Genomic DNA, 20,878 nt, shown 5'->3' on the forward strand with positions numbered 1-20,878 from the left:
CCGCTGAGCCCGCTCAGGCCTCCGGGGCGACGCAGTCGCCGGTGCCCGACGTCCCCAGCTCCCCGCCGGCCAGGGAGAACGACAGGACGAGCCCGGCACCGGTGGCGCGCGCCCCGGTGAGCCCGACCCCGTCCGGGAGGTCCCCGAGACCGATCGTACGGGGCCTCAACTTGTCGGCGATGCCGGATGCGAAGGGCAGGGACGCGAGCCGGTCCACCGGTATGTCCCGGCCGAACAGCCGGACGGCGGCGGGGGTGACGGTGACGCTGTCGGCGGTGGTGGACAGGGTCGTCCTGACCGTGACGGGCAGCCCCGTGCCACCGGCGTCGCCGGTGAGCGTGAGGTCCTTGCCGTCCGTGCCGAGGGCCAGGCCGGAGGCGGCGTCGCCCGCCTCGCGCTCCGCGCGCCGGTTCAGCGACGCGTAGGACACGGTGGCCGTGGCGGTGCCCCCGCCCACACCGTCGCGGGACACGTCCTTGAGGACCGCCTCGACGTCCATGTCGGCGCCCTCGCGCCGCACGCCCTCCGCACGCACCCGGACGGTTTCGATGCCGCCGGTGAGGGCGCGCAGTCCGGCGAGGGGACCGTCGAGATCGGCGCTGACCGCTCCGGCCGCGCCGAGCCGGCAGGTCGCCGCGTCGACGACCTCCCCCTCGGCCCGCTGGAGGACGACGAGGTTCAGGGTCCCGGTCGCGGCGGTCGCCACGAGGCAGGCGGCGGCGGTGACGAGCAGGGTCTTGCGACGGGGGCTGTTCACGGTGCGGGTGTTCCGTTCCGGGCGAGGGCGAGCAGGTCGAAGGCCTTGGGCAGGAGCGGGGCGGTGTCCCCGGCGGTACCGGCCTCGCGGCGTGCCCGCTGGGTGCGCAGTACGGCACGGGCCGCGGAGAGGGCCGAGCAGGCGACCACGTTCGCGTGGAGGTCGGCGTCGGGCAGGTCGGCCGGGAGGCGTTCGCGTACGAGGACCGCCAGCCGGTCCTCGAACTCAATGAAGGCCTGCATCAACCGGGACCGGATCAGCGCCTGCCCTTCCGCGCCCGCCAGCGAGTGGGTCAGACCCGCCAGGGTGCTCCGCGCGAACGGCACCGCGGCCTCCAACAACGCGTGGCACACCGCGTCGAGTGGGTCCTCGTCGCGCGGGCGTTCGGCCAAGGCGGCTTCGATGAAGGCGAACAACTCGGCGCTGTCCGGCAGCAGTAGGGATTCCTTGTTCTCGAAGTACCGGAAGAACGTGCGCTCCGACACGTTGGCGGCCGCCGCGATGTCGGTGACCGTCGTCGCGGTGTACCCCCGCTCGGCGAAGAGTTGGGCCGCGCACGCGCGCAGCGTGCGACGGGTCTGCTCCTTCTTGCGTTCGCGCAGGCCGGGCTGGGGGGTCTCGGGTGCCATGGAGTCACCCTATCCAGCGCGGCAGCCATGTCAATTGGCAGTCCTGCCATGTGTGACCCGGTCCGCCTGGGCAGTACTGCCGCGGGCCAATGGGTGGCTGTCGCGCGGCCTCGACCGGATCTGCCGCCACATCAGGGCGTGAACACCCGGCCGGGCGAAAGACCGGCCATCCGATTCCCGTTCCGGCCGGGGTGGAATTCCCCCGTGCATTTCACCCCGGGCCGGCCCGCGTCCGTCGACGTCACTTCGATGGGTTTTCCAGCACGCTTATAGCGGTCCGGGCGATTCTGGGCCTGCATCAAAGCGGCCGGTTCTCGTCGGTGGACCGCCGTGTTCCAGCCGCCGAAAGCGCTATTCGGACGTGACTCTTCTGGGCGTCCGATGCGTTCCGCAATTGCTTGCCGCAGATCGATCGGCCTTGTCATACTTTTTTGGAACAGCGCTCTCCGAATATCGGACGACCCGAGCCGCGGAGTGCGGTGTCCTGTTCCCGTGCACATTCGGCTATCACCCACTTCTGGGAGACATTCGTGCCCGAATTCGCGAGCACCATCGATCTCGACCTCAAGGCGCTCGACCTCGACCTCAGCGACCTCGTCGTGACGTCCATGCGAGACAAGGGCGCCCTGCCCGAGGGCGCCGCGGCCGGGGGCGCCTGCTCCTGCGTCGCCTCGTCCAGCTGCGTCGACCCGCAGCTGGAAACCGGTGTGTCCACGGGCTGATCACCGCCCGTCACCCCACCGCGCACATCCTCACCGATCACTCAGCGAAGGAGACATCCATGCCCGAATCCCGGCCCGCACCCGCGTTCGAGATCGAGGACCTCGACCTCGGCGAACTCACCGTGACGTCCATGCGCGACACGGCCGCCCTCCCCGAAGGCGGAGCCTCCTGGGGCTCGTGTTCCTGCCAGGGCTCCTCCTCCTGCGCCCACCCGGACGCCGGCGAAGCCCCCGTGGGCTGACCGGGCCACCAGCACCCAGCACGCACCACTGACCCACAACATGCCGGACGCCTCCCGCCGCACCCCGCGTGCGGCGGGAGGCCCGCGCCACCACACACAGGACGGGAGCGGCATGCCGCAGCCACAGCACACCGCCGCCGAGGCCGAACACCCGGTCCGGTCCGCGCCGTACGCGCTGGTCCGGGCCACCGTCCTCGCGCATCCCGCCCAGACGCCCGACGCCGCGCGATTCCGTACGCTCGCCGCCCAACTCCACGGTGTCGAAACGGAGTTGCTGCGTCTCGTCGAGCCCCTCTGTGACGCTCTCCACGACAGCCGCGACGGCCACCCCGAAGAGTTCCACCGCGACGTCGTCCTGCCCCTGCGCCGCGCCCTGCACAACGGGCGCGAACCCCGACCCGCCCTGCTCACCCGCCTCGGTGACCTGCCCGCCCGGCTGCCGGCGCTCGCCGGCTGGACCGCCCTGCGCGCGCGCCGCGCCCACCTCCTCACCCGGCTCGACGTCGCCACCGAACGGGCCCTGGCCGCCGAACGCGCCCAACTCGCCGCCCTGTGCGCCCGGCCGGCCCTGGCCAAAGCCGTCGCCTCCACCAGCGTCGACCTGCTCCGGGCCGTGGAGCGGGCCGCCACCGGCGCAACCGACCGGCGGGCGCGCAAGGAGGAACCCGCCGTACTGCGGTACGCCCTACGGGCCAGCACCAAGACCAGTCCGCTGTCCTGGTTCACCGCCGTCGGCTGGGGCCCCCTGGCCGCACACCCCACCGACCCGACCGTCCCGTCGTGGGGCGCCGAACCCCAACTCCTGGGCCCGCTGCGCTCCGTGGTGAAGGTCAACCGCACCCTGACGGCCGCCCTCACCGTGGCGCTCCTCGACGCCCCCCACCGCCGCACGGCCCTGCCGCACCGCATCACCAGCACGGCCCGGATCACCGAAGGCCGGGCCGCGTACTCCCGCGACCGGACCGCCTTCGCCGGCGGGCGCTACCTGGTGGCGGGCGAGGACGAGGCGGAGCTCGCCCACGCCGGTCCGCTGGACCTGCTCACCGGCCGGGCCGCGGAACCCGTCGCCCTCGACGCCCTCACGGACGTGCTCGCGGCAGCCCTGGCGGGCCCGGGGAGCGGGGCCGGCGACGCGAACGGCATGGCGGCGGCTGCCACCGGATACCTCGAACGGCTCGTCGAGGCGGGCCTGCTCGTGCCCGCCGACCCGATCCCGCCCCAGGACGACGACCCGCTGCGCCGCCTCGCCGCCTGGCTGCGCACGTTCGGCGCCGGCCACCCCGAGGACGCGGCGCGCGCCGACCGGCTCGACGAACTCGGCCGTCTGACCGCCTCGTTCGCCGACACCCCCGCCGCCGAACGCCCCGCCCTGCTCGCCGACCTGTCCGTTCGCTGGCGGGCCGAACTGGCCGACGCGGGGCGCCCCGTACCGCCCGTGTCCGCGCCGCTCACCGTCCTCACCGAGGACGTCGTCGCCCCGGACCCGCTCGTCCTCGACGGCTTCCTCGACGCCGCCGACCACGAGGCACTCGGCGAAGTCACGGCGCTGGCCGAACTGTTCGACCTCGGCCACCTCGTCCGCCGCGTCGTCCGGGACCGCTTCGTCGCCCGCTACGGGCTCGGCGGCAGCTGTCGGCACCCCTGGGAGTTCGGCGCCGAGGTCACCGACGCCTGGGACGCCGCCGCACGACTCCCCGTACTCGACCCGCAGGACGGAACCGCGCTGCCCACCGGGGCGGCCCAACTCCTGGCCCTGCGCTCCGCCGTCATCGACGCCGTCCGGGACGCCGCGGTCACGGCGCCCGCCGGCACCCCCGAACTCGTCCTGCCCCCGGACCCGCTCAAGACCCTCGGCGCGCACCTGCCCGACTGGGCCCTCGAACGGCCCCTGGGCTACGCGTACTTCCTCCAACGGGACCCGCGTCGCGGTCTGCTCTGCGTCAACCACGTCTACGGCGGGTGGGGCCGGTTCAGCAGCCGCTTCCTGGACGCCCTGGACCCCGCCGCGCGCGCCGCCGCGTCCCAACAGATCGACCGGGGCCTCGGCCCCGGCGCCAGGGCCGCGCAGATCCGCCCCGTCGGCGGGTTCAACGCCAACCTCCACCCCCTGCTGGTCCCCGACGAGATCGGCACCGACCGCCGCAGCGCCTCCCTCACCGAATCCGACCTGGAACTCGTCCACGACCAGGCCACCGACCAGGTGCGCTTCCGGCTACGGGCCACCGGCGAACTCCTCGACGTCCTCTACTCCGGCTTCCTCGCCCCCGTCCTCCTGCCGCGCCGCCTCGGCGCCCACCTCAGCGACCACCCCCAGGGAACCGTCGACTTCCGCCCGCTCATCCCCCGTACGCCGCTTACCGCGCCGGGCGGGACGGTGACCCGGAGCCCCCGGCTGCGCCACCGGCACGTCGTGCTCCGGCGGGCCCGTTGGGTGCTGCCCCCCGACACGGTCCGGGCCCTGCGCGCGGACCTGGCCGCCGGCCCCCACCCGGCGGAAGCGGCCGCCCGCTGGCGCGCCCTGCTGGACCTGCCCGAACAACTCTTCCTGCACGCGGCCGCGGCAACCCCCACTGGGCGCGGCGCCGAGGACTTCCTCAGCCGACTGAACCGCCCCAAGCCGCAGTTCGTGGACCTCGGGAACGCCCTGCACCTGCGCTGCCTGGCCAAATGGCTGCTCCGGCACGAGGACGGCGCGGTCCTCGAAGAGGCGCTGCCCGCCTCCGGCGGCCTGGCCGCCCCGACCCGCGCGGCCGAACTCGTCCTGGAGGTCAACCGGACCGGGCGGCCCCGATGACCCACCCCCCGACCACGGAGGAGGACCCCGTGTGCGCAGCACCCCCCCACACCACCGAAGCCCGCGACGTGGTCGCCTCCTACCACCACCCGGTCAAAGCACCGCTGCTCCGCGAGGTCCTGCTCCCCCTGGCCCGGTCCGCGACCGCCTCGGGCCTGGACGCCCACGTCGAACGGCACTGGCTGCACGGCCCCCACCTGCGGCTGCGCCTCCAAGGACCGCCCGCCCGGGTGACGGCCGCCGCGACCGCGGCCGCCGACCGGATCCGCGCCTGGATGACCCTGCACCCCTCGCGGGGCGACCTCTCCGAAGCGCGGCTGCTGGAGCTGGCCGCCGAGGCCGGCCGCGCCGAACTCGTCGCCCCGCCCTACGGGCCCATCGCCCCGGACAACACCGTCCGCACCGAGCCCGCCGACCGGTCCTCCGTACGAGCCCTCCTCGGCGACGACGGCGCCGCCCTGCGCGACGACCTGCTGCGGACCGGGCTCGGCGCGCTGGAGGCGGGCGCCGGCTACCTGGGGGAGCAGGGCGACACCGCGGGCGCCCGGCTGCGGCTCGCCGTGACCGCGCTCGCCGCGCACGCCGGCGCCCACCCCGGGGGACTGGCAGGCGGGCACTGGTCGTACGTCTCCCACCTGGAGGACCACCTCCTCCACGAGGACCCGGACGGCCGCCTGCGGGAACGCTTCGACGGCCACTGGGAGAGCGCGGGCGGCGCCGTCACCGCTCTCGTCGGACGGATCGCCGACGGCGACGCGCAGGGCTGGGAACGCGCTTGGGCGCAGTACGCGTGCGACGCCTGGCGACTGACCCGGGGTCGGTACGATGCCGGCGCCGACCTGCACGGCGTCCCGCAGGAGTACCGGGCCCGCGCCGCCGCCACCGGCGACGCGGCGGCCGCGCGCCGCTGGGACCACGAAACCCGCACCCGCTACAGCGAGTTCCACCGCCTGCTGGCCCGCTCCGACCCCGACGGCCGGATGTGGAGCCGCCCCGACTACCTGGTGTACCGGGCGTGCACCAACGCCCTGTACCGGCTCCTCGCCCTCTGCGACGTCCGCCCGGTGGAGCGCTACTTGGCGGCCCACCTGGTCATCCGCACGGTTCCCGCGCTGACCGGCTGTGACTGGCGGACGGACCTCGCCGCAGCCGCGGCCGCGACGACTCCGGAGCCGGGCGCATGACCCCGACGACGCGAGCCGCGCGCACCACCGCGCCGCCGGACACCGCGCTGGGCCGGGCCGGTTCCGGGGCGGGGGGCCCGGCGGGGTCGGCGGGCCCGGCGCCTTCGGCGCCGGACGCGGGTGCACCGACCCACCTGACGCCCGTCGCGCCTGCGGGCGCGGAGGCCGCGGAGCCGGCTACGGAGCCGGTCGGCCCTGCGGCGGGGGGTGTGCCGCAGGGTGCTGCGGCGCCGACCGTGTCCGCGGCGGGGGGTGCGGCGGCGGGCGCTGTGGTGCCGATCGTGTCCGCGGTTGTTTCCGTGCCGGCTGCTTCTGCGGCGGCCGCTTCCGTGCCTGGTGCTTCGGCGCCGGCTGTTTCCGTGCCGGCTGCTTCTGCGGCGGCCGCTTCCGTGCCTGGTGCTTCGGCGCCTACCGTTCCCGTGCCGGCTGTTCCCGCGCCTGCTGCTTCCGTGTCGGTCGCTGCCGGGCCGCCACCTTCCGCTTCGTCGGTTCCCGCTGCGGGCGTTGCCGCCCGGGGCGGTGTGCGGAGGTTGCGGTCCGGGGTTGCCGTGACGCCCTTGCGCGACGGGCTGCATCTGCGGGGGCGGCGGGGGAACCTCACCCTGGAGGGAAGCGCCGCCCTACCCCGGCTGTGGCGACAGCTGGAGCCCGTGCTGCTGGCCGGGGGCGTGGAGGACCTCCTCGACGGAACGGAACCCGGCTCGGCCCTGCACACGGCTGTGGAGACACTGCTCGCGCAACTCGACGCCCACGACCTGCTCGTGACGGAGCCCGCCCGGCCCCCCGCGCCAGACGTCCCCATGGCCGGCGCCCCGGACCTCATGGACCCCGGATCCGCCGGTTCCGACCCCGCGGCCTCAGCCCCCGCCGCTTCCGAGCCCGCCGCTTCCGAGCCCGCGCGGTCCGGCCCCGGATCTGCCGGGTCCGTAGTGGGCGCTTCCGACCCCGGAGGTTCCGACCCCACGGTTTCCGGCCCCACGGTTTCCGGCCCCGCCGTTTCCCAGCCCGTGCTGCCCGGTCCCGGACCCACCGCCTACGACCTCGCGGTTTCCGGCCCCGCCGTTCCCGAGCCCCGGGCCGCCGGCCCTGCTGGCCCCGCCCTCGGGACCCCCGGCCCGCTCGCCCAGTGGCTCGGGGAGTGTGCCGATCGGCCCGGCGAAGCCGCCGCCGCGCTCGCCGCAGCACGTGCCGAGGTGCTCGCCGGGGTCCCCGCCGGGCCCCTCGGCCGGGCCGCGGGCGAGGCGTTGGCGCGCGGGGGGTTGCCCGTCACGTACACCGCCGATCCGCACCTGCCCGAGGGCCGGGTCCTGCTGCGGATCCTCGGCGACGGCCCCGAGCACGTACTCGCCGTCGGGCGCTCCGGCGGCGCCGGCTGGGTCACCGCACCCGGCAGCGCCGCCCAGGCCCGTTCCGACGCGGCAGCCCTGGCGGCCCGGCTCTGCCAAGGCGCGCCCGTACGGTCCGACACGCTCGTCCCGCTGCTCGCCGGCGCCGCCGCGCACCGACTCCTGTGCGCGGCGGCCGGCCTGCCGGACCCGTCGACCGAGGGCGACGACGGCGGGCTGCAGCCCGGCCTGCCCGCCGTGCTGCTCGCGGACTCCCGCCCGCCACGGGCCGAGTACCGGACCTGGCTCGGCCCCGACCGGATCGACGGCGACCGCCGCACCGCCGCCGCACCCGCCACCACCCTCGGCGAGGCGCTGCGCCGGTTGGCCGTCCTCACCGACGAGCGCTGCGGGGCGCTGCCCGAACCCCTCCCGGGAGAGTTGCGACAGCTCCCCGTCCCGCTCGCCGCCTGTCTCCTGCCCGGGCTCCCGCCCCACGAGGGGCGGCTGGCCGGGGGAGCGCCGCGACTGGACCTGGCCCGGCTGGAGCTGTTCTGCCGCACGGCCGAACACCTCCTGGGCGCGGCGGAACCGGGGGCGGGGTTCACCGTCGGGGCGAACCCCGGGCACGCCCGGGGCCGGGCCCTGCGCGAGGCGGCGTCCCGGCTCTTCACCGACGCCGACGGGCCGTCACCCCCTGCGGAGTCCGACTGGTCCGGGCACCCCCAGGTCCACCACTGGTGGACGACCCTGACGGCCCGCCTCGCGGTGCCCGCCCGCCTGGAGGTGTTCCGGCTCGTCCCGGGCGAGGAGGCGTACCGGGCCGTCGTGCACCGGGCGGCCGAGGGCCCGCCGCAGCTGCTCGGCGAGGCCGTCGAGGCGACCCCGGGCGACGCGGCCGCGTACGCCGCGCTGGCAGCCGTGGCCGGCCGCGTCGCCGGGCCGGCCACCGGGAGGCCCCGCCCCTCGGGCGGCGCCGTGGCTCCGCTGGCCGTGGCCGGAGCGGGTACCGCCGACTGGGAGGACGCGGGGTGGACCGGCGGCTGGCTCGCGGAAACGGCCGGCCGCGAGCCCGCCCTGCAGGAAGCCCTCGTCCGACTGACGGGCCCGACCCGGTCGTCCACCCCCGAACGGGCCCCCGCCCTCGCCGAACTCCTGCACGCCCACGGGTTCACCGTCCTACCCACCCCGAGGAACCCCCGATGACCAGCCACCCCTCCACCCCTTCCACCCTCGGCTCCCTGCCCGTCCCCCTGCTCGACGGCGCGGCAGCGCTACGGCACGAGGCAGGGCCCGCCGTGGTGCTGCTCGCGCGGTGGACGCTCGGCGAGGCCGAGGGGCTGAGTCGGTACGGGCTCGGGCACCCGGTGGCCCTGGTGCCCGTACGCCTCGACGGACCGCTGGCCGTGATCGGCCCGGTGTTGCGGCCCGGCGCGGCGACCTGCCTGTGCTGCGCCGAGTACCAGCGGTTGGCGACGGACGGCGGCCGGGTGCCGTGGCGCAGCCCCGGCATGGTGCTGGCCGGCGTACCGTCACCGGCGCTCGGCGGCTCGGCGGCCGCCCTCGCGCTGGACCTCCTCGACGACGCCGATCACGGCGACGGCGACGGCGACGGCGACGGCGACGATCACGAGCACCGGGACGGCGACGCGGCATCCGCCGTCGTTCACGTCCTGCACCAGGGGCGCGGCACCTGGTCGACCCACCGGGTCCGCCCGGTCGGCGGCTGCGCCGTGTGCCGGCCCCTGCCGGCGGACGACCCGGCCGCGGTCGCGCCGCTGCCCTCGGCGTCCCGCCCGCTGCCGGACCCGTACGTCCTGCGCGCCCCCAACCCCCGCACCACGCCCGAGGGGTTGCGCGCCGCGCTGTACGACACCCGGTTCGGGCCGGTCCGCCGGTTGATCCGGGCGGAGGACTCGGCCTTCTCCCTGACCAGCGCCTTCGTCACGGACGGCCGACTCGCCGATGGCGCCGGGTACGGCCGCGCCGGCGACTTCGCGGGCAGCGAGCGGATCGCCCTGTTCGAGGCGGTCGAGCGGCACGCGGGCATGCGCCCCACCGGCCGGCGCACCGCGCTGCGCGCCCCCTTCGCCGCACTGGGCCCCGACCTGGCCGTCGACCCGGAGCGCCTCGGCCTGCCGGACCCGGCCCACCAGGGCCACCCGGCGTCGCGGACCGTCCCGTACGCCCCGGACCTCGAACTGGACTGGGTGCACGGCTGGTCGCTGACCCGGCAGCGGGTGACGGCGGTGCCCGAGCACGTGGCCTACTGGGACGTGCCGGGTCCCGACCGCCCCCGCGTGGTGTACGAGTCCTCCAACGGTTGCGGACTGGGCAACAGCCTCGAAGAGGCGGCGCTCTACGGCCTGTTCGAGGTCGCCGAACGCGACGCCTTCCTGATGGCCTGGTACGCGTCGACCCCCCTGCGCCGCATCGAGGCGCCCGCCGGGGACCTCGACACGGCCCTCCTCACGGACCGGGCGGCCGGGGTCGGCTACCGGCTCGTCCTGCTCGACGCGACGAACGACTTCGGCATCCCCGCCGTCCTCGCCGTCTGCCGCTACGAGGGCACCCACCCGGCGGCGCCCCGGATGTTCCTCGCGGCGGGCGCCCACCACGACCCCCGCGCGGCGATCCGGTCCGCCGTGGCCGAAGTGGTCACCAACGTCCTGGAATCGACGCACCGTTCGACCGACGCGGGCGGCCCGCGCGATCCCGCCCGGCTGCGACCGATGCTGGACCGCCCCGAACTGGTGGTGAGCCTGGACGACCACGTCGGGCTGGGCACCCTCCCCGAGGCGGCGCCGCGCTGGGAGTGCCTGTTCGCCGACGCGCCGCCCCTGACGGTCGAGGAGGCCTGGCCGGGCGCCCCCACACCGGTGCGCGACCTCGGCGCCCTGCTCGGCGCCACCGTGGAGCGGCTCGCCGGGGCGGGCCTGGAGGTCATCACCGTCGACCAGAGCGAGCCGGGTACCCGCGAACGCCTCGGCCTGCGCTGCGTGAAGACGCTGGTTCCCGGATCGCTGCCGATGACCTTCGGACACGTCAACCACCGCACCCGGGGCCTGCCCCGGCTGCTGGAGGTGCCGTACCGGCTCGGCCGCACGACCCGCCCCCTGCGTCACGCGGACCTGGCCCTCCACCCGCACCCCTTCCCCTGACCGGCCCGGCCGCTCGACCCGTACGCCCGCCCCCGCCCGCGCCCGCCCACCCCGAGGAACCTCGTGACGACGACGACCGGCACCTGGCACAGCCACCACCTCTTCCTGCACTGCGATGCCGAGGAGACCGACGCCTTCCTGCTGCGGACCGCGGCCCCGCTCCTCGACGGCCTGGTGGAGTCCGGACACGCCGACCGGTGGTTCTTCATCCGTTACGGCGAGGACGGCCCCCACCTGCGGATCCGGGCGCACGGACCGCACTCGGCCGCCCTCGACCGGCTGCCCGCCGAACTGGCCCTGGCGGCGAAGGAGGTGCCGTCCGTGCCCGGGCCGTGGCCGTCACGCCACGGCGAGGTCCGCACCGTGCCCTACGTACCCGAGACCGGCCGCTACGGAGGCCCCGGGGCCCTGCCGGTCGCCGAGGAGGTCTTCACCGACTCGACGCGGGCCGCGCTGGACGCCCTGCCGGGACTGCGTGGCGCCGCGGACCGGCTGACCCGCGCGGCGGACCTCGCGCACGCCACCGCCCACGGGCTCGGCATGGACCCGCTCACCGCGGCCCGCTGGCTGCGCCGGCACGCCGCGGGCTGGCGTTGGGTCGAGGAGGTGCCGCTGCTGCCGGGTGCGGCCGTGCACGGCCGGGTCAACTCCGTGTACGCGACCCAGCGCGAGGGACTCGTACGCCGCGCGGCGGACCTGCGGGAGCGGCTCGCGGCGGGCACCGCGCAACCGGGGCTCGTACGGTGGGCCGCCCGGGTCCGCGAGGCCGACGCCCTGATGCGCGGCGGGGCGGGTGCGCGGGGCCTGCCGCAGGAGGCGGCGCACTGGGTGTGGGCCTCGCAGCTCCACATGCTCTTCAACCGGCTCGGGGTGAGCCCCGACGAGGAGCGGGCCGTGTGCCGGTTGGCCGCGCGCACCCTGCTGGAGCCGGGGGAGACGACCGGTTCGGCGCCCGAGGAGGCGGGCTGGTTCCCGCAGGCGCACACCGCGCCCGACCTGCGTTACCTGGAGCGCAGCAAGTTCCAGATCGGCCGGGGCGAGGACTCGGCGCTGAGGTCACCGGCGGCCGATCCGCAGTGGGCGCCGGGCGCCGGCCGACCGGAAACCGCCCTGCCCGCCGACCCGTTGCCCGCGACGACCCTGCGCGACGCCCTCGCCGCCCGGGCCTCGGTGCGCGGACCCCTCGGGGGACCGCTCGACGCGGGCGCCCTCGGCGCGCTGCTGTGGCACTCCCTGGCCGAGAGCGGCCGCACCGAACACCACCGCCCCGACGGCTCCGTCCTGACCGCGGTGCACCGCCCGCACCCCAGCGCGGGCGCCCTGTACACGGCCCGGGTACGGCTGATCGTGCTCGACGTCGCCGGGGTGGCCCCGGGCACCTACGACTGCGTACCGGAACGCCGGACGCTGCGGTACGTCGGTCCGGCCCCGGAGGTCGCGGAACTCAAGGCGCTGTCGACGTACCTGTCCCGACCGGCGACGGACCCGGCCGCGATCGGCATCGACGCCGCCCCCGTCTTCCTCGGCCTGTACGCGGACCTCGGCCTGCTCCGCAGCCGCTACGGCCTGCGCGCCCTGCGCCTCGCCCTCCTGGAGACCGGCCACCTGGCGCAGAACCTCCTCCTGGTCGCCGCCGCCCTCGGGCTCGGCGGTACGACCCTCGGCGGCTTCCACGACGACCTCGCGCACGAACTGTTCGGCTTGGACGACCTGACCCAACCCCTCCAGTACCTCCTCCCCCTCGGCCGCCACCCGGACACCCGCGCGCTGGGGCCGGACGCGTCCACGGCCACGGTCGCCCCCGCCGCCGGAAACAGGTCCTGAAAGGTCAAGGGCAGCCCGACCGGCATCAAGGCCGGTACCAAGGTGCGCACCATACGTCTCGTCGACGGTGTGGAGGGCCACGACATCGACTGCAAGGTCGAGGGGCGCGTCCCCGTGCAGCTGAAGTCCGGCGTGGTCAGGAAGGGCTGACCGGTCCGCGCGGCCGCCGTCAGGGCCCGCCCGTGCGCCGACGGTTGGCCGAAATCGTACGGTTCCGGTCGCGGGCCGGCCGGTCCCGCCCGCCCACGTGTCCCTCGGCCCCCGGGCCGTTTCCCCTCCGCCCGCGGGCCGGCCGTCCTCGTGCCGCGCGGGTCGCCGCTGTCGATGCCGGAAGGGCCCGGAACCCCGTGGCCCCATGCCCGTACCGGGTGCGCCGACCGCGTCGGGCGGGCGTGTGGGGGCGTGGGGGGTGCGGGTGCGGGGGCGTCCCGGGGCATGGATTTGAGTCCGCTCCGAGCGGGCGTGGAGGGGGTACCGATAGGGCCCCGATCGGCGTGAAATTGGTCTGGACCACCTGGCGTCGTGATGGTTAGGGTTCTTAACAGAACTCGCTCCGGCCGGCTGTGGGCCCGTTCCGCACGCCGCCGAAACCTCTGATGGAGGACCCGTCCGTGATCGACATCGTGGCTGTGCTCAGAGCCGAGGACGCGGTTCTCGACTTCCTCTCCGTCCTCGCCGACCCCCGCCGCACCGAGGTCCACGTGCTGTGCGGCGACACCCGCGCCCACCTGGTCCTGCCCCCGGGCACGGAACTGCGCGAACGACTCGCCGTACTGGCCCGCCACGTGCGACCGGTCGACGACACGGCCGCCTCGCCGGGCCCGGAGCCGCTCGCCGTCCTCCTGCACCGGGCCGCCGCCGGCCTGCCGGCCCGGCTGTGGACCCACTCGCCCGCCGACAACCGCCGCAGCCGCGGCGTGCTGGGCCGCGACGCCGCCGTCGCCGGCGAGGGCATGGCGGTCCGGCACGCCGTCGGCTACTCGCCGTTCCTCCAGTTCATCAGCGACTTGGACCGGCCCCTCGACGGCTCCCAGACCGCCGCCAAACTCGACTTCGTCAACCGGCACTGCGGCCACCTCCTGGGGTCCACCTCGCCGGACCAGATGCTCTACACCGCCCGCGTGCCCGCCACCGAGCGGTTCTTCGAGGCCCAACCCGCCGAACGCGAACGGCTGTTCGCCCTGCTGTCCAGCCTCGACGACGGGGCCGCCTCCGTGGAGGACCCGTGGGAGTTCGAGAGTTCCCCCTACGAGGACGAGCGGCTGGACGCGACGACCTCCTGGATCGCCGGCCGGCTGGCCCCGGCGGACGGACCGCTGATCGAGGTCGGCGCCTGCGAGGGCGCGCTCACCGCACGGCTCGCCGCCAAGGGGTTCACGGTGGAGGCCACCGAGCCCAACACCCTGTTCCGCGACCGGCTGTCCGCCCGCGTCGGCGACACGGCCCGGGTCCACCCCGACGGGCTGGAGCAGTTGGCCGCCCGGCCCCGGCTGCCCGGACCGGCGTACCTCCTGATCGAGATGCTCTACTACGGCCAGGACCTCGACCTGCTCGACACCCTGCCGACCGACCGGGTCTTCGTCGCCCTGGAACCCGAGGCGCTCGCCACCCGGCTCACCCCCTGGCTGGAGACCGCCGCGCACTGGGAGGCCGTCGAGGAGCGGGTCCTCGTACGCCCCGCGCTCGAAGCCGTCTGCGGCGGCCGGGCCTACCTCAGCAAGCGCGGGAGCACCGGCGTCCTGCTGCACCGCCGCACCACCGGCTGAGCCCCGCCGTCCGTTGACCCGTCCCACCGGCTGAGCCCGACCGGCCGTTGACCCGTCCCACCGGCTGACCTGTCCCAGCACGCGCGGGGGCCCCGCGCCCGGGGCCCCGCCGCCCCCGACGCCCCTCCCGCCGACACCCCGGAGGCCGGGCCCGTCCGACCGTCACCACCCAGCCCCGTACCCCGCAGACGCCGCCGTCGCCGCCGCGCCCGTGCCCGCGCCCACGGCCTTCCGTCGAGGCCCGCCGCCCCGCAGCCCCGCCGCCCCGCGGCCGACCCGTCGGACCGGCCCGGTCCGGTCACGCCGCCCCACCGGGAGGGACCTCCGCCCTTCCCTCCCTCCGTCCCGTTCCCGAAGGTTGAACGCCCGTGAGCACTGCCACGACCCTCGTCAACGCCTGCCTCCTGCCCGCCTACGACGGACGCGTGCCGCCCGACTGGATCCTGCGCGCGCTGGACGCGGGGATCGCCGGGGTCGGCCTGTTCGGCACCAACCTCCACTCCACCGGGCGCTCGCTGCGCGAGGACATCGTCGACCCGATCCGCGCGGTACGGCCCGACGCCCTGATCGCCCTGGACGAGGAAGGGGGTGACGTCACCCGGCTCGACTACCACCGCGGCAGCGTCTACCCCGGCAACCACGCCCTCGGCAGCGTCGACGACCCCGAACTGACCCGGCAGGTCGCCCTGGCCGTCGGATCCGACCTGCGCGAGGCCGGGATCAACCTCTGCCTGGGCCCCTGCGCCGACGTCAACTCCCGCGCCACCAACCCGATCATCGGCGTACGGTCCTTCGGCTCCCGGCCCGGCCCCGTCGACCGCCACACCCGTGCCTTCGTCCGGGGCCTCCAGGAACGCGGCGTGGCCGCCACCCTGAAGCACTTCCCCGGACACGGGGACACCGGAACCGACTCGCACACGGCGCTGCCCGACATCCACCGCGGTCTCGACGCACTGCGCGCCCTGGACCTGCCCCCGTTCACCGGCGGCATCGCGGCCGGCGCCAAAGCCGTCATGACCGGCCACATCCGGCTCCCGCACCTCTGCGACCTGCCCGCCACCCTGAGCCGGCGCATCGTGACCGGGCTGCTCCGCGAGGACCTCGGCTACGACGGCGTGGTGATCAGCGACGCCCTGGAGATGGCCCCCGTACGCGACCGCTGGGGCTTCGGCGGCGCGGCCGTCCTCGCCTGGGCGGCGGGCGTCGACCTCGTCCTGCTCGGCGCCACCGACGGCGAGTCGATCCTCCCCGAGGTCCACCGGGCGGCGCAGGACGCCCTGCGCACGGGAGCCCTCACCGTCGAACGGATGGAGGAGGCGGCCGCCCGGGTCGCCGCACTCCGCGCCTGGGCGGCGCCCACCACCGCGCACCCGGCCCCCGCGTCCGCCGAACCCGCCGAACCCGCCGCGAGCGCATACGGCATCGGGCTCGTCGCGGCCCGCCGCGCCCTCTCCACCGCCGGCCTGCCGGCCGTCGGCCCCGGGGAGCCGGTGCACACCGTACGGCTCCTCACCGGCGGCAACATGGCCGTCGGAACGGCGCCCTGGGGCCTGGCGCCCGCGTTGAAACTGCTCGACGCCCTGGCCTGCGCCACCGACGTGGAGCCGGACACCGACCCCCGGGACATCGACCTGCCCGACACCGGCCCCGTCGCCGTCGTCGTGCGCGACGCCGCCCTCGACCCCTGGCAGGACGCGACCCTGCGCGCCCTGCGCGCCCGCAGGCCGGACCTGGTCACCGTCGACATGGGCCTCGGCCCGCGCACCCCCGAACCGGGCAGCCGGGTGGTCCTCACCCGTGGCGCCGGCCTGGTCAACGCGGTCGCCGCCGCCGAACTCCTCACCGGACGCACCTGGACCGGCCCCTTGCGCACCTGACCACCCGGAGCACCACCGTGCCCCCTTCGACCACCCGGACCACCCTTCCCCCCGCCACCCCGGAGGACCAGGTGTACGACGTCTGCGTCGGCCTCGGCTACCACTGCGAATCGACCTACCAGATCCGGCGGATCACCGGCGACGACCGGGCCCACTTCTTCGACTGGCTCGACCTCGACTTCGAATCCGTGCTCCGCACCCTCGCCACCGACTTCCGCGAGGTCCTGGGCCCCGGCCTCACCGAACCGTTCAGCAACGGGACCTGCGCGCTCGACACGGGCTCCCGGATCCGCTTCTTCCACGACTTCCACGCCCGGCCCGACGCACCCCTGACGGCCGAGGACATCGCCGACCAGGTCGCCGGCGTACGGGCCAAGTTCCAGCACCTCGCGGCCCGTTGGCGAGAGCTGACCGCCTCCCGGGCGCACGTGCTGTACGTCCACCACGACGCCTTCGACGAACTCGAAGCCGCTGACCTGGCCCGCCTGCACACCCTGCTCCGCCAACGCCACCCCGGCCACCGCTTCTCCCTGCTGTGGCTGCGCCGCACGCCCCCCGGCGATACGGCCGCCCTGCCGCCGGGCGTCCGGTGGGACACGGTCGCCGAGCGCCCCGGCCGCTGGCAGGGCGACGACGCCCAGTGGGACGCCGCCTTCGCCGCCCTGGCCGACCCGCCCGACTCCGCCCCGCCCGACTCCGCCGCGCCCGACTCCGACCCGAACGCCACCGACCCGAACGCCACCGCCGCGCCCGACGCCCCGGCCCCGGGCGGACCCGTCCGGAGCCGGGCCCGCAGGCCGGCCCGCTCTCCCGCCCCGCCACCCGCACCTGATCCGGAGGAACCCATGCCCGCTCCCGCTCCGCCCCCCTGGCGCACCGTCGTCCTGTCCCCGCACTTCGACGACGCCGCCCTGTCGCTCGCCGGCCTGTTGCCCGCACTGCCCGGACCGGTCGCCTTCGTCACCGTCTTCGGCGGCGCCCCGGCGCCCGACGCCGCCACCTCCTGGTGGGACAGCACCTGCGGGTTCGTCTCCGCCGCGCAGGCGTACCGGACCCGCCGCGCCGAGGACGCCCGGGCCTGCGCCCGGCTCGGAGTCGCACAGGTCGTCCTCGACCACCCCGACGGCCCGTACGGCGACGGTGGCGAACCGCACCTCCTCGACGCCTTCCTGGAGGGACTCGCCCCCGGCACCCGCGTCCTCGCCCCGCTCGGCAGCAACCAGCCCGACCACGAGAGCGTACGGCTGCGCGCCACGAAGGTCCTCGCCGCCGCCGGCGCCCCCGCGCCGTGGGTCTACGCCGACCTCCCCTACACCGGGCACCTACCCGAATGGGGCACCGACGCCGCGAGCGGAGCCCTGGCCCGCAGCCCGATGTGCGGGCTCGCCTACCAGCAGCTGCTGCGGAGCCATCGCACCACCGTCCGCCACGAGTTGCTCCTGACCGACGAGCACTGGCAGGCCAAGCACGAGGCGGTGCTCTGCTACGCCTCCCAACTCGCCGCGCTCGTCCCCGACCACGGCACCTTCCTCGCCCGCACCGGACCGCTGCGCGCCGAAGTGATCTGGGAACTGTCGCCCCTGGACCCGCCGTGCTGACCCCGGGCCGCCCCGCCGAGACCGCCCCGCAGGACGGCGCCGGCCAGGACGGACCCGCCGAGGACCCGCGGCCCGTCGTCATGGCGGCGACCGGCCTGGTCAAGGAGTACCGGCGCGGCCGGGCCGTGGACGGCGCCGGCTTCACCATCCGCGCGGGGGAGCGGCTCGGCCTGCTCGGGCCGAACGGCGCGGGCAAGACCACGACGCTCCTGATGTGCCTCGGAGCCGTCGAACCGGACGCGGGCCGGGTCGAGATCCTCGGCACGAACCTGCACGGCAACCGGGCCCGGGCCATGCAGGGCGTCGGCTTCGTCGCCGGCTACCTGCCGCTGCCCGACCGGGTCCGGGTGCGCGAGTACCTGCGGCTCTACGCCGACCTGTACGGGCTGCGCGCCCCCGGCGCCGCCGTGGACCGCGTCCTGACCCGGTTCGGCATCGAGCACCTGGGCATCGCCATCGGCACCGAACTCTCCAGCGGCCAGCGCACCTTGGTCGGCATCGCCAAGGCCGCCCTGCACGAACCCCGACTGATGATCCTGGACGAACCCACCGCCTCCCTCGACCCCGACATCGCGCTGCGCGTCCGCACGGCGCTGCTCGCCCTCTCGGCGGAACAGGGCACCGCCCTGCTGGTCACCAGCCACGACATGGTGGAGGTGGAGCGGCTCTGCGAGCGGGTGATGTTCCTGCACGGCGGCCGGATAGCCGCCGACGGCACGCCCGCCGAGGTGGCGCACCGCTTCGGCCGGGCCGACTTGGAGGGCGTCTTCCTGCACCTGGCCGAAGAACGCGACCGCGAAAGGGCCACCGCCCGATGAAGACCTCCCGCCCGATGACGACTTCCCCCACGTCCCCCGCCGCACCGGACGCCGCCCCCGGGGGCGGAGACCCTCCCGCCCTGCGGTCCCCGGCCGTCGCGTCCGCGTACCGGGTGCGCGCCGTCGCCCGCCGCCACTGGCTGGTGCTCAAGCGCAGCCCGCACCGCTTCTTCGACGTACTGGTCTGGCCGCTGGTCGACACCCTGCTCTACGGGTCCATCGGCCTGTTCGCCGCCCAGGCGGCGGGCACCGACCCGGGAGCCGCCACCGCCGTCGCCGTGTACCTGCTCAGCGGCACGGTCCTGTGGCACCTGGTCCACCAGACCCAGATCTCGCTCGCCACCGGCTTCCTGGAGGAGACCTGGTCGCGGAACCTGCTCGGCCTCCTCGCCACCCCCATGAGGGAGTGGGAGTACCTCGCGGGCGTCGGCCTCTTCGCCCTGTTGCGCACCGCCGCGAGTACGATCGCCGTCGCCGGACTGGCCTTCACCGCCTACGCCTTCGACGTCACGGCGCTCGGCTTCGGGCTGGTTCCGGTGGCGGCCCTGCTGCTGGCCTGCGGCTGGTCGGTGGCGCTGCTGGTGGTGGGCCTGGTGTTGCGGTACGGCAGCGGGGCCGAGGCCCTGGTCTGGGGCGCCCTGTCCGTGGTGATGCCGCTGTCGGGGGTCTTCTACCCCGTCTCCACGCTGCCGGCCGCGTTGCGCCCGCTGGCCGAGATCCTGCCCACCACGCACGTCTTCGCCGCCGGTCGGGCCCTGACCGGCGGAGGGGGGATGCCCTGGCGGGAGCTGGGCACGGCCACCGCCGGGACGCTCGTCCTGATGCTGCTCAGCCTGTTCGCGCTGAGCCGGATGATGCGCTCCTTCCGCAGGCGGGGTCTGGTGACGCGGTACTCGTGACGGGGGCGGTCGGCGCGCGTCAGCGCGGGCCGGTACCCGGGTGGCTCCAGCGGAACCGCGCCTCCGGGAACCGCGTCGAGGGGCCGTCCAGCAGCGGGGCGGGAAGGTCGCGCAGGAAGCGGTCGAAGAAGGCCCGCGCGTAGGCCCGGACCAGCCGCGTCGACCTGGCCGGGGCCAGGGTGCCGAGGAGTTCCGCGTACAGGTCGGCCGGCCAGGACCGCGGGAGTCCGCCCGCCGCGGCGAAGTGCGGCAGGTCGGTGAAGGTGAGGTGTCCGGTACCGGTGATCCGCACCTGGCGGGCCCAGCCGCGCTGGTGGTCCCGCCACTGCCGCCAGGTGTCGTGGTCCTCCGCCGCGGTGAGCAGCATGTACGGCCGGTCCAGGCCCTGCTCGGCCACGGGCGAGCCGAAGAGGGCGCCGTCCAGACCGAGTCCGGCCCGGAAGCGGCCGTCCACGCGCAGTACCTCGGCCGCGGCCGAACCGCCCATGGAGTGGCCGAGCACCCCGATCCGCGCCGGGTCGGCCCGCGGCCACCCCCACCCGCCCGCGCCGCCGCGCGGCCGGAGGAGTTCGCCGGCCAGGAAACGCAGGTCATCGACCCGCGCTGCGATCTCCAGGCGCTCCTGGGCGCCCCAATCGGCCGGCTCCTCCGGCAACACGCCACGTACGATCCGGCCGCCGGGGAACTCGACCACCGCGGCGTCGAAGGTGTGGTCGACGGCGGCGACGAGGTACCCGTGCGCGGCGAGGTCCTCGGCCAGGGCGGTGCAGTTGGCGCGGCCACCCTTGCGCCCGTGGCCGAGCAGCAGCAACGGCAGCGGGCCCTGCGCCGCGGGGGCCGCGTCCCGGGCGTGCGGGCGGACGGCGGCCAACGTCCCGGCGGTCAGCGGCAGGCCGGACTCCAGCTCGGCGGCGACCGCGGCGGTGGTGTACGCGGCGCGGGGACGTCCCGCCCTGGCGAGGGCCGGATACCAGAGCTGCACCATCAGCTCGCGCGGGCGGCGGTCCGGGGCGAACGGGTCCTCGCGCGCGGTGTCGACCAGGTGGAGGGTGCGGGTGCCGACGGTCCGGGACGCGGTGGGGGCGGGCAGGGGGAGCGCGGCGGTGGCCTGGGCGGTGGTGGGCGAGAGCAACAGGCCGCCGGTGGCCGAGCCGGCGAGCAGCAGAACGGAGCGACGCGTGATCATCATCCACCCTCGGGGAAACGGCGAACTGGCGACGCCCCAACGTAGTTGGTCCGGACCAGCTTGCCCAGGGGGTTTCAAGTGGCCCGATAGGACCGG

At 75.9% G+C, this 20,878-nt stretch carries 15 protein-coding genes and 1 pseudogene; 13 read left to right on the top strand and 3 right to left on the bottom strand.

The window, feature by feature from the left end; genetic code table 11:
• Positions 1-13 precede the first annotated feature (13 nt).
• Together ACZ4XJ_RS26445 and ACZ4XJ_RS26450 are read right to left on the bottom strand one after the other, a co-directional pair.
• Positions 14-757 (bottom strand): LmeA family phospholipid-binding protein, encoded by a 744-nt coding sequence (locus tag ACZ4XJ_RS26445; protein ID WP_362878580.1) that lies wholly within the window; start codon positions 755-757, stop codon positions 14-16.
• Positions 754-1,386 (bottom strand): TetR/AcrR family transcriptional regulator, encoded by a 633-nt coding sequence (locus ACZ4XJ_RS26450; RefSeq protein ID WP_362878582.1) that lies wholly within the window; start codon positions 1,384-1,386, stop codon positions 754-756. The genes ACZ4XJ_RS26445 and ACZ4XJ_RS26450 overlap by 4 nt, the downstream gene beginning before the upstream one ends.
• A gap of 530 nt (positions 1,387-1,916) precedes the next feature.
• Between ACZ4XJ_RS26450 and ACZ4XJ_RS26455 the strand changes: the two genes are divergently transcribed.
• From ACZ4XJ_RS26455 to ACZ4XJ_RS26515, 13 genes and pseudogenes are all read left to right on the top strand, one after another.
• Positions 1,917-2,108, top strand: coding sequence for a thiazolylpeptide-type bacteriocin (locus tag ACZ4XJ_RS26455; protein WP_362878583.1), 192 nt, complete (start codon positions 1,917-1,919; stop codon positions 2,106-2,108).
• Between the two features lie 59 nt (positions 2,109-2,167).
• Positions 2,168-2,350 carry a thiazolylpeptide-type bacteriocin gene (locus ACZ4XJ_RS26460; RefSeq protein WP_362878585.1) on the top strand — a complete coding sequence of 61 codons (183 nt, stop codon included), beginning with the start codon at positions 2,168-2,170 and terminating at the stop codon, positions 2,348-2,350.
• A 112-nt stretch (positions 2,351-2,462) separates the two neighbouring features.
• Positions 2,463-5,144 carry a lantibiotic dehydratase gene (locus ACZ4XJ_RS26465; RefSeq protein WP_468497615.1) on the top strand — a complete coding sequence of 894 codons (2,682 nt, stop codon included), beginning with the start codon at positions 2,463-2,465 and terminating at the stop codon, positions 5,142-5,144.
• A gap of 29 nt (positions 5,145-5,173) precedes the next feature.
• Positions 5,174-6,328 carry a lantibiotic dehydratase C-terminal domain-containing protein gene (locus ACZ4XJ_RS26470; protein ID WP_468497616.1) on the top strand — a complete coding sequence of 385 codons (1,155 nt, stop codon included), beginning with the start codon at positions 5,174-5,176 and terminating at the stop codon, positions 6,326-6,328.
• Between the two features lie 548 nt (positions 6,329-6,876).
• The gene (locus tag ACZ4XJ_RS26475) at positions 6,877-8,859 is read left to right on the top strand and encodes a hypothetical protein (RefSeq protein WP_468497617.1); all 1,983 of its coding nucleotides are present in this window, start codon (positions 6,877-6,879) and stop codon (positions 8,857-8,859) included.
• A complete protein-coding gene (locus ACZ4XJ_RS26480) occupies positions 8,856-10,814 on the top strand; it encodes a TOMM precursor leader peptide-binding protein (protein ID WP_468497618.1) in 1,959 nt (652 codons plus the stop codon). Before ACZ4XJ_RS26475 ends, ACZ4XJ_RS26480 begins: the two co-directional genes overlap by 4 nt.
• 63 nt (positions 10,815-10,877) lie before the next feature.
• Positions 10,878-12,638 carry a thiopeptide-type bacteriocin biosynthesis protein gene (locus ACZ4XJ_RS26485; protein WP_468497619.1) on the top strand — a complete coding sequence of 587 codons (1,761 nt, stop codon included), beginning with the start codon at positions 10,878-10,880 and terminating at the stop codon, positions 12,636-12,638.
• Positions 12,639-12,788, top strand: a pseudogene (locus ACZ4XJ_RS26490) (PhnA domain-containing protein); the annotation flags it as partial.
• Between the two features lie 461 nt (positions 12,789-13,249).
• Positions 13,250-14,404, top strand: coding sequence for a class I SAM-dependent methyltransferase (locus ACZ4XJ_RS26495; protein ID WP_468497620.1), 1,155 nt, complete (start codon positions 13,250-13,252; stop codon positions 14,402-14,404).
• A gap of 368 nt (positions 14,405-14,772) precedes the next feature.
• Positions 14,773-16,281, top strand: coding sequence for a glycoside hydrolase family 3 protein (locus tag ACZ4XJ_RS26500; protein WP_468497621.1), 1,509 nt, complete (start codon positions 14,773-14,775; stop codon positions 16,279-16,281).
• A gap of 845 nt (positions 16,282-17,126) precedes the next feature.
• Positions 17,127-17,879 carry a PIG-L deacetylase family protein gene (locus ACZ4XJ_RS26505; RefSeq protein ID WP_468497725.1) on the top strand — a complete coding sequence of 251 codons (753 nt, stop codon included), beginning with the start codon at positions 17,127-17,129 and terminating at the stop codon, positions 17,877-17,879.
• Entirely contained in the window at positions 17,873-18,697 is an 825-nt protein-coding gene (locus ACZ4XJ_RS26510; RefSeq protein WP_468497622.1) for an ABC transporter ATP-binding protein, read from the top strand. The genes ACZ4XJ_RS26505 and ACZ4XJ_RS26510 overlap by 7 nt, the downstream gene beginning before the upstream one ends.
• Before the next feature lie 14 nt (positions 18,698-18,711).
• Positions 18,712-19,596: an ABC transporter permease gene (locus ACZ4XJ_RS26515; protein WP_468497623.1), complete on the top strand. Its 885-nt coding sequence runs from the start codon at positions 18,712-18,714 to the stop codon at positions 19,594-19,596.
• Between the two features lie 19 nt (positions 19,597-19,615).
• On the opposite strand, the gene ACZ4XJ_RS26520 is transcribed toward ACZ4XJ_RS26515, so the two are convergent.
• The gene (locus tag ACZ4XJ_RS26520) at positions 19,616-20,785 is read right to left on the bottom strand and encodes an alpha/beta hydrolase (RefSeq protein WP_362878603.1); all 1,170 of its coding nucleotides are present in this window, start codon (positions 20,783-20,785) and stop codon (positions 19,616-19,618) included.
• Positions 20,786-20,878 lie beyond the last annotated feature (93 nt).

The organism is Streptomyces sp. NPDC029836 (genome assembly GCF_055574495.1).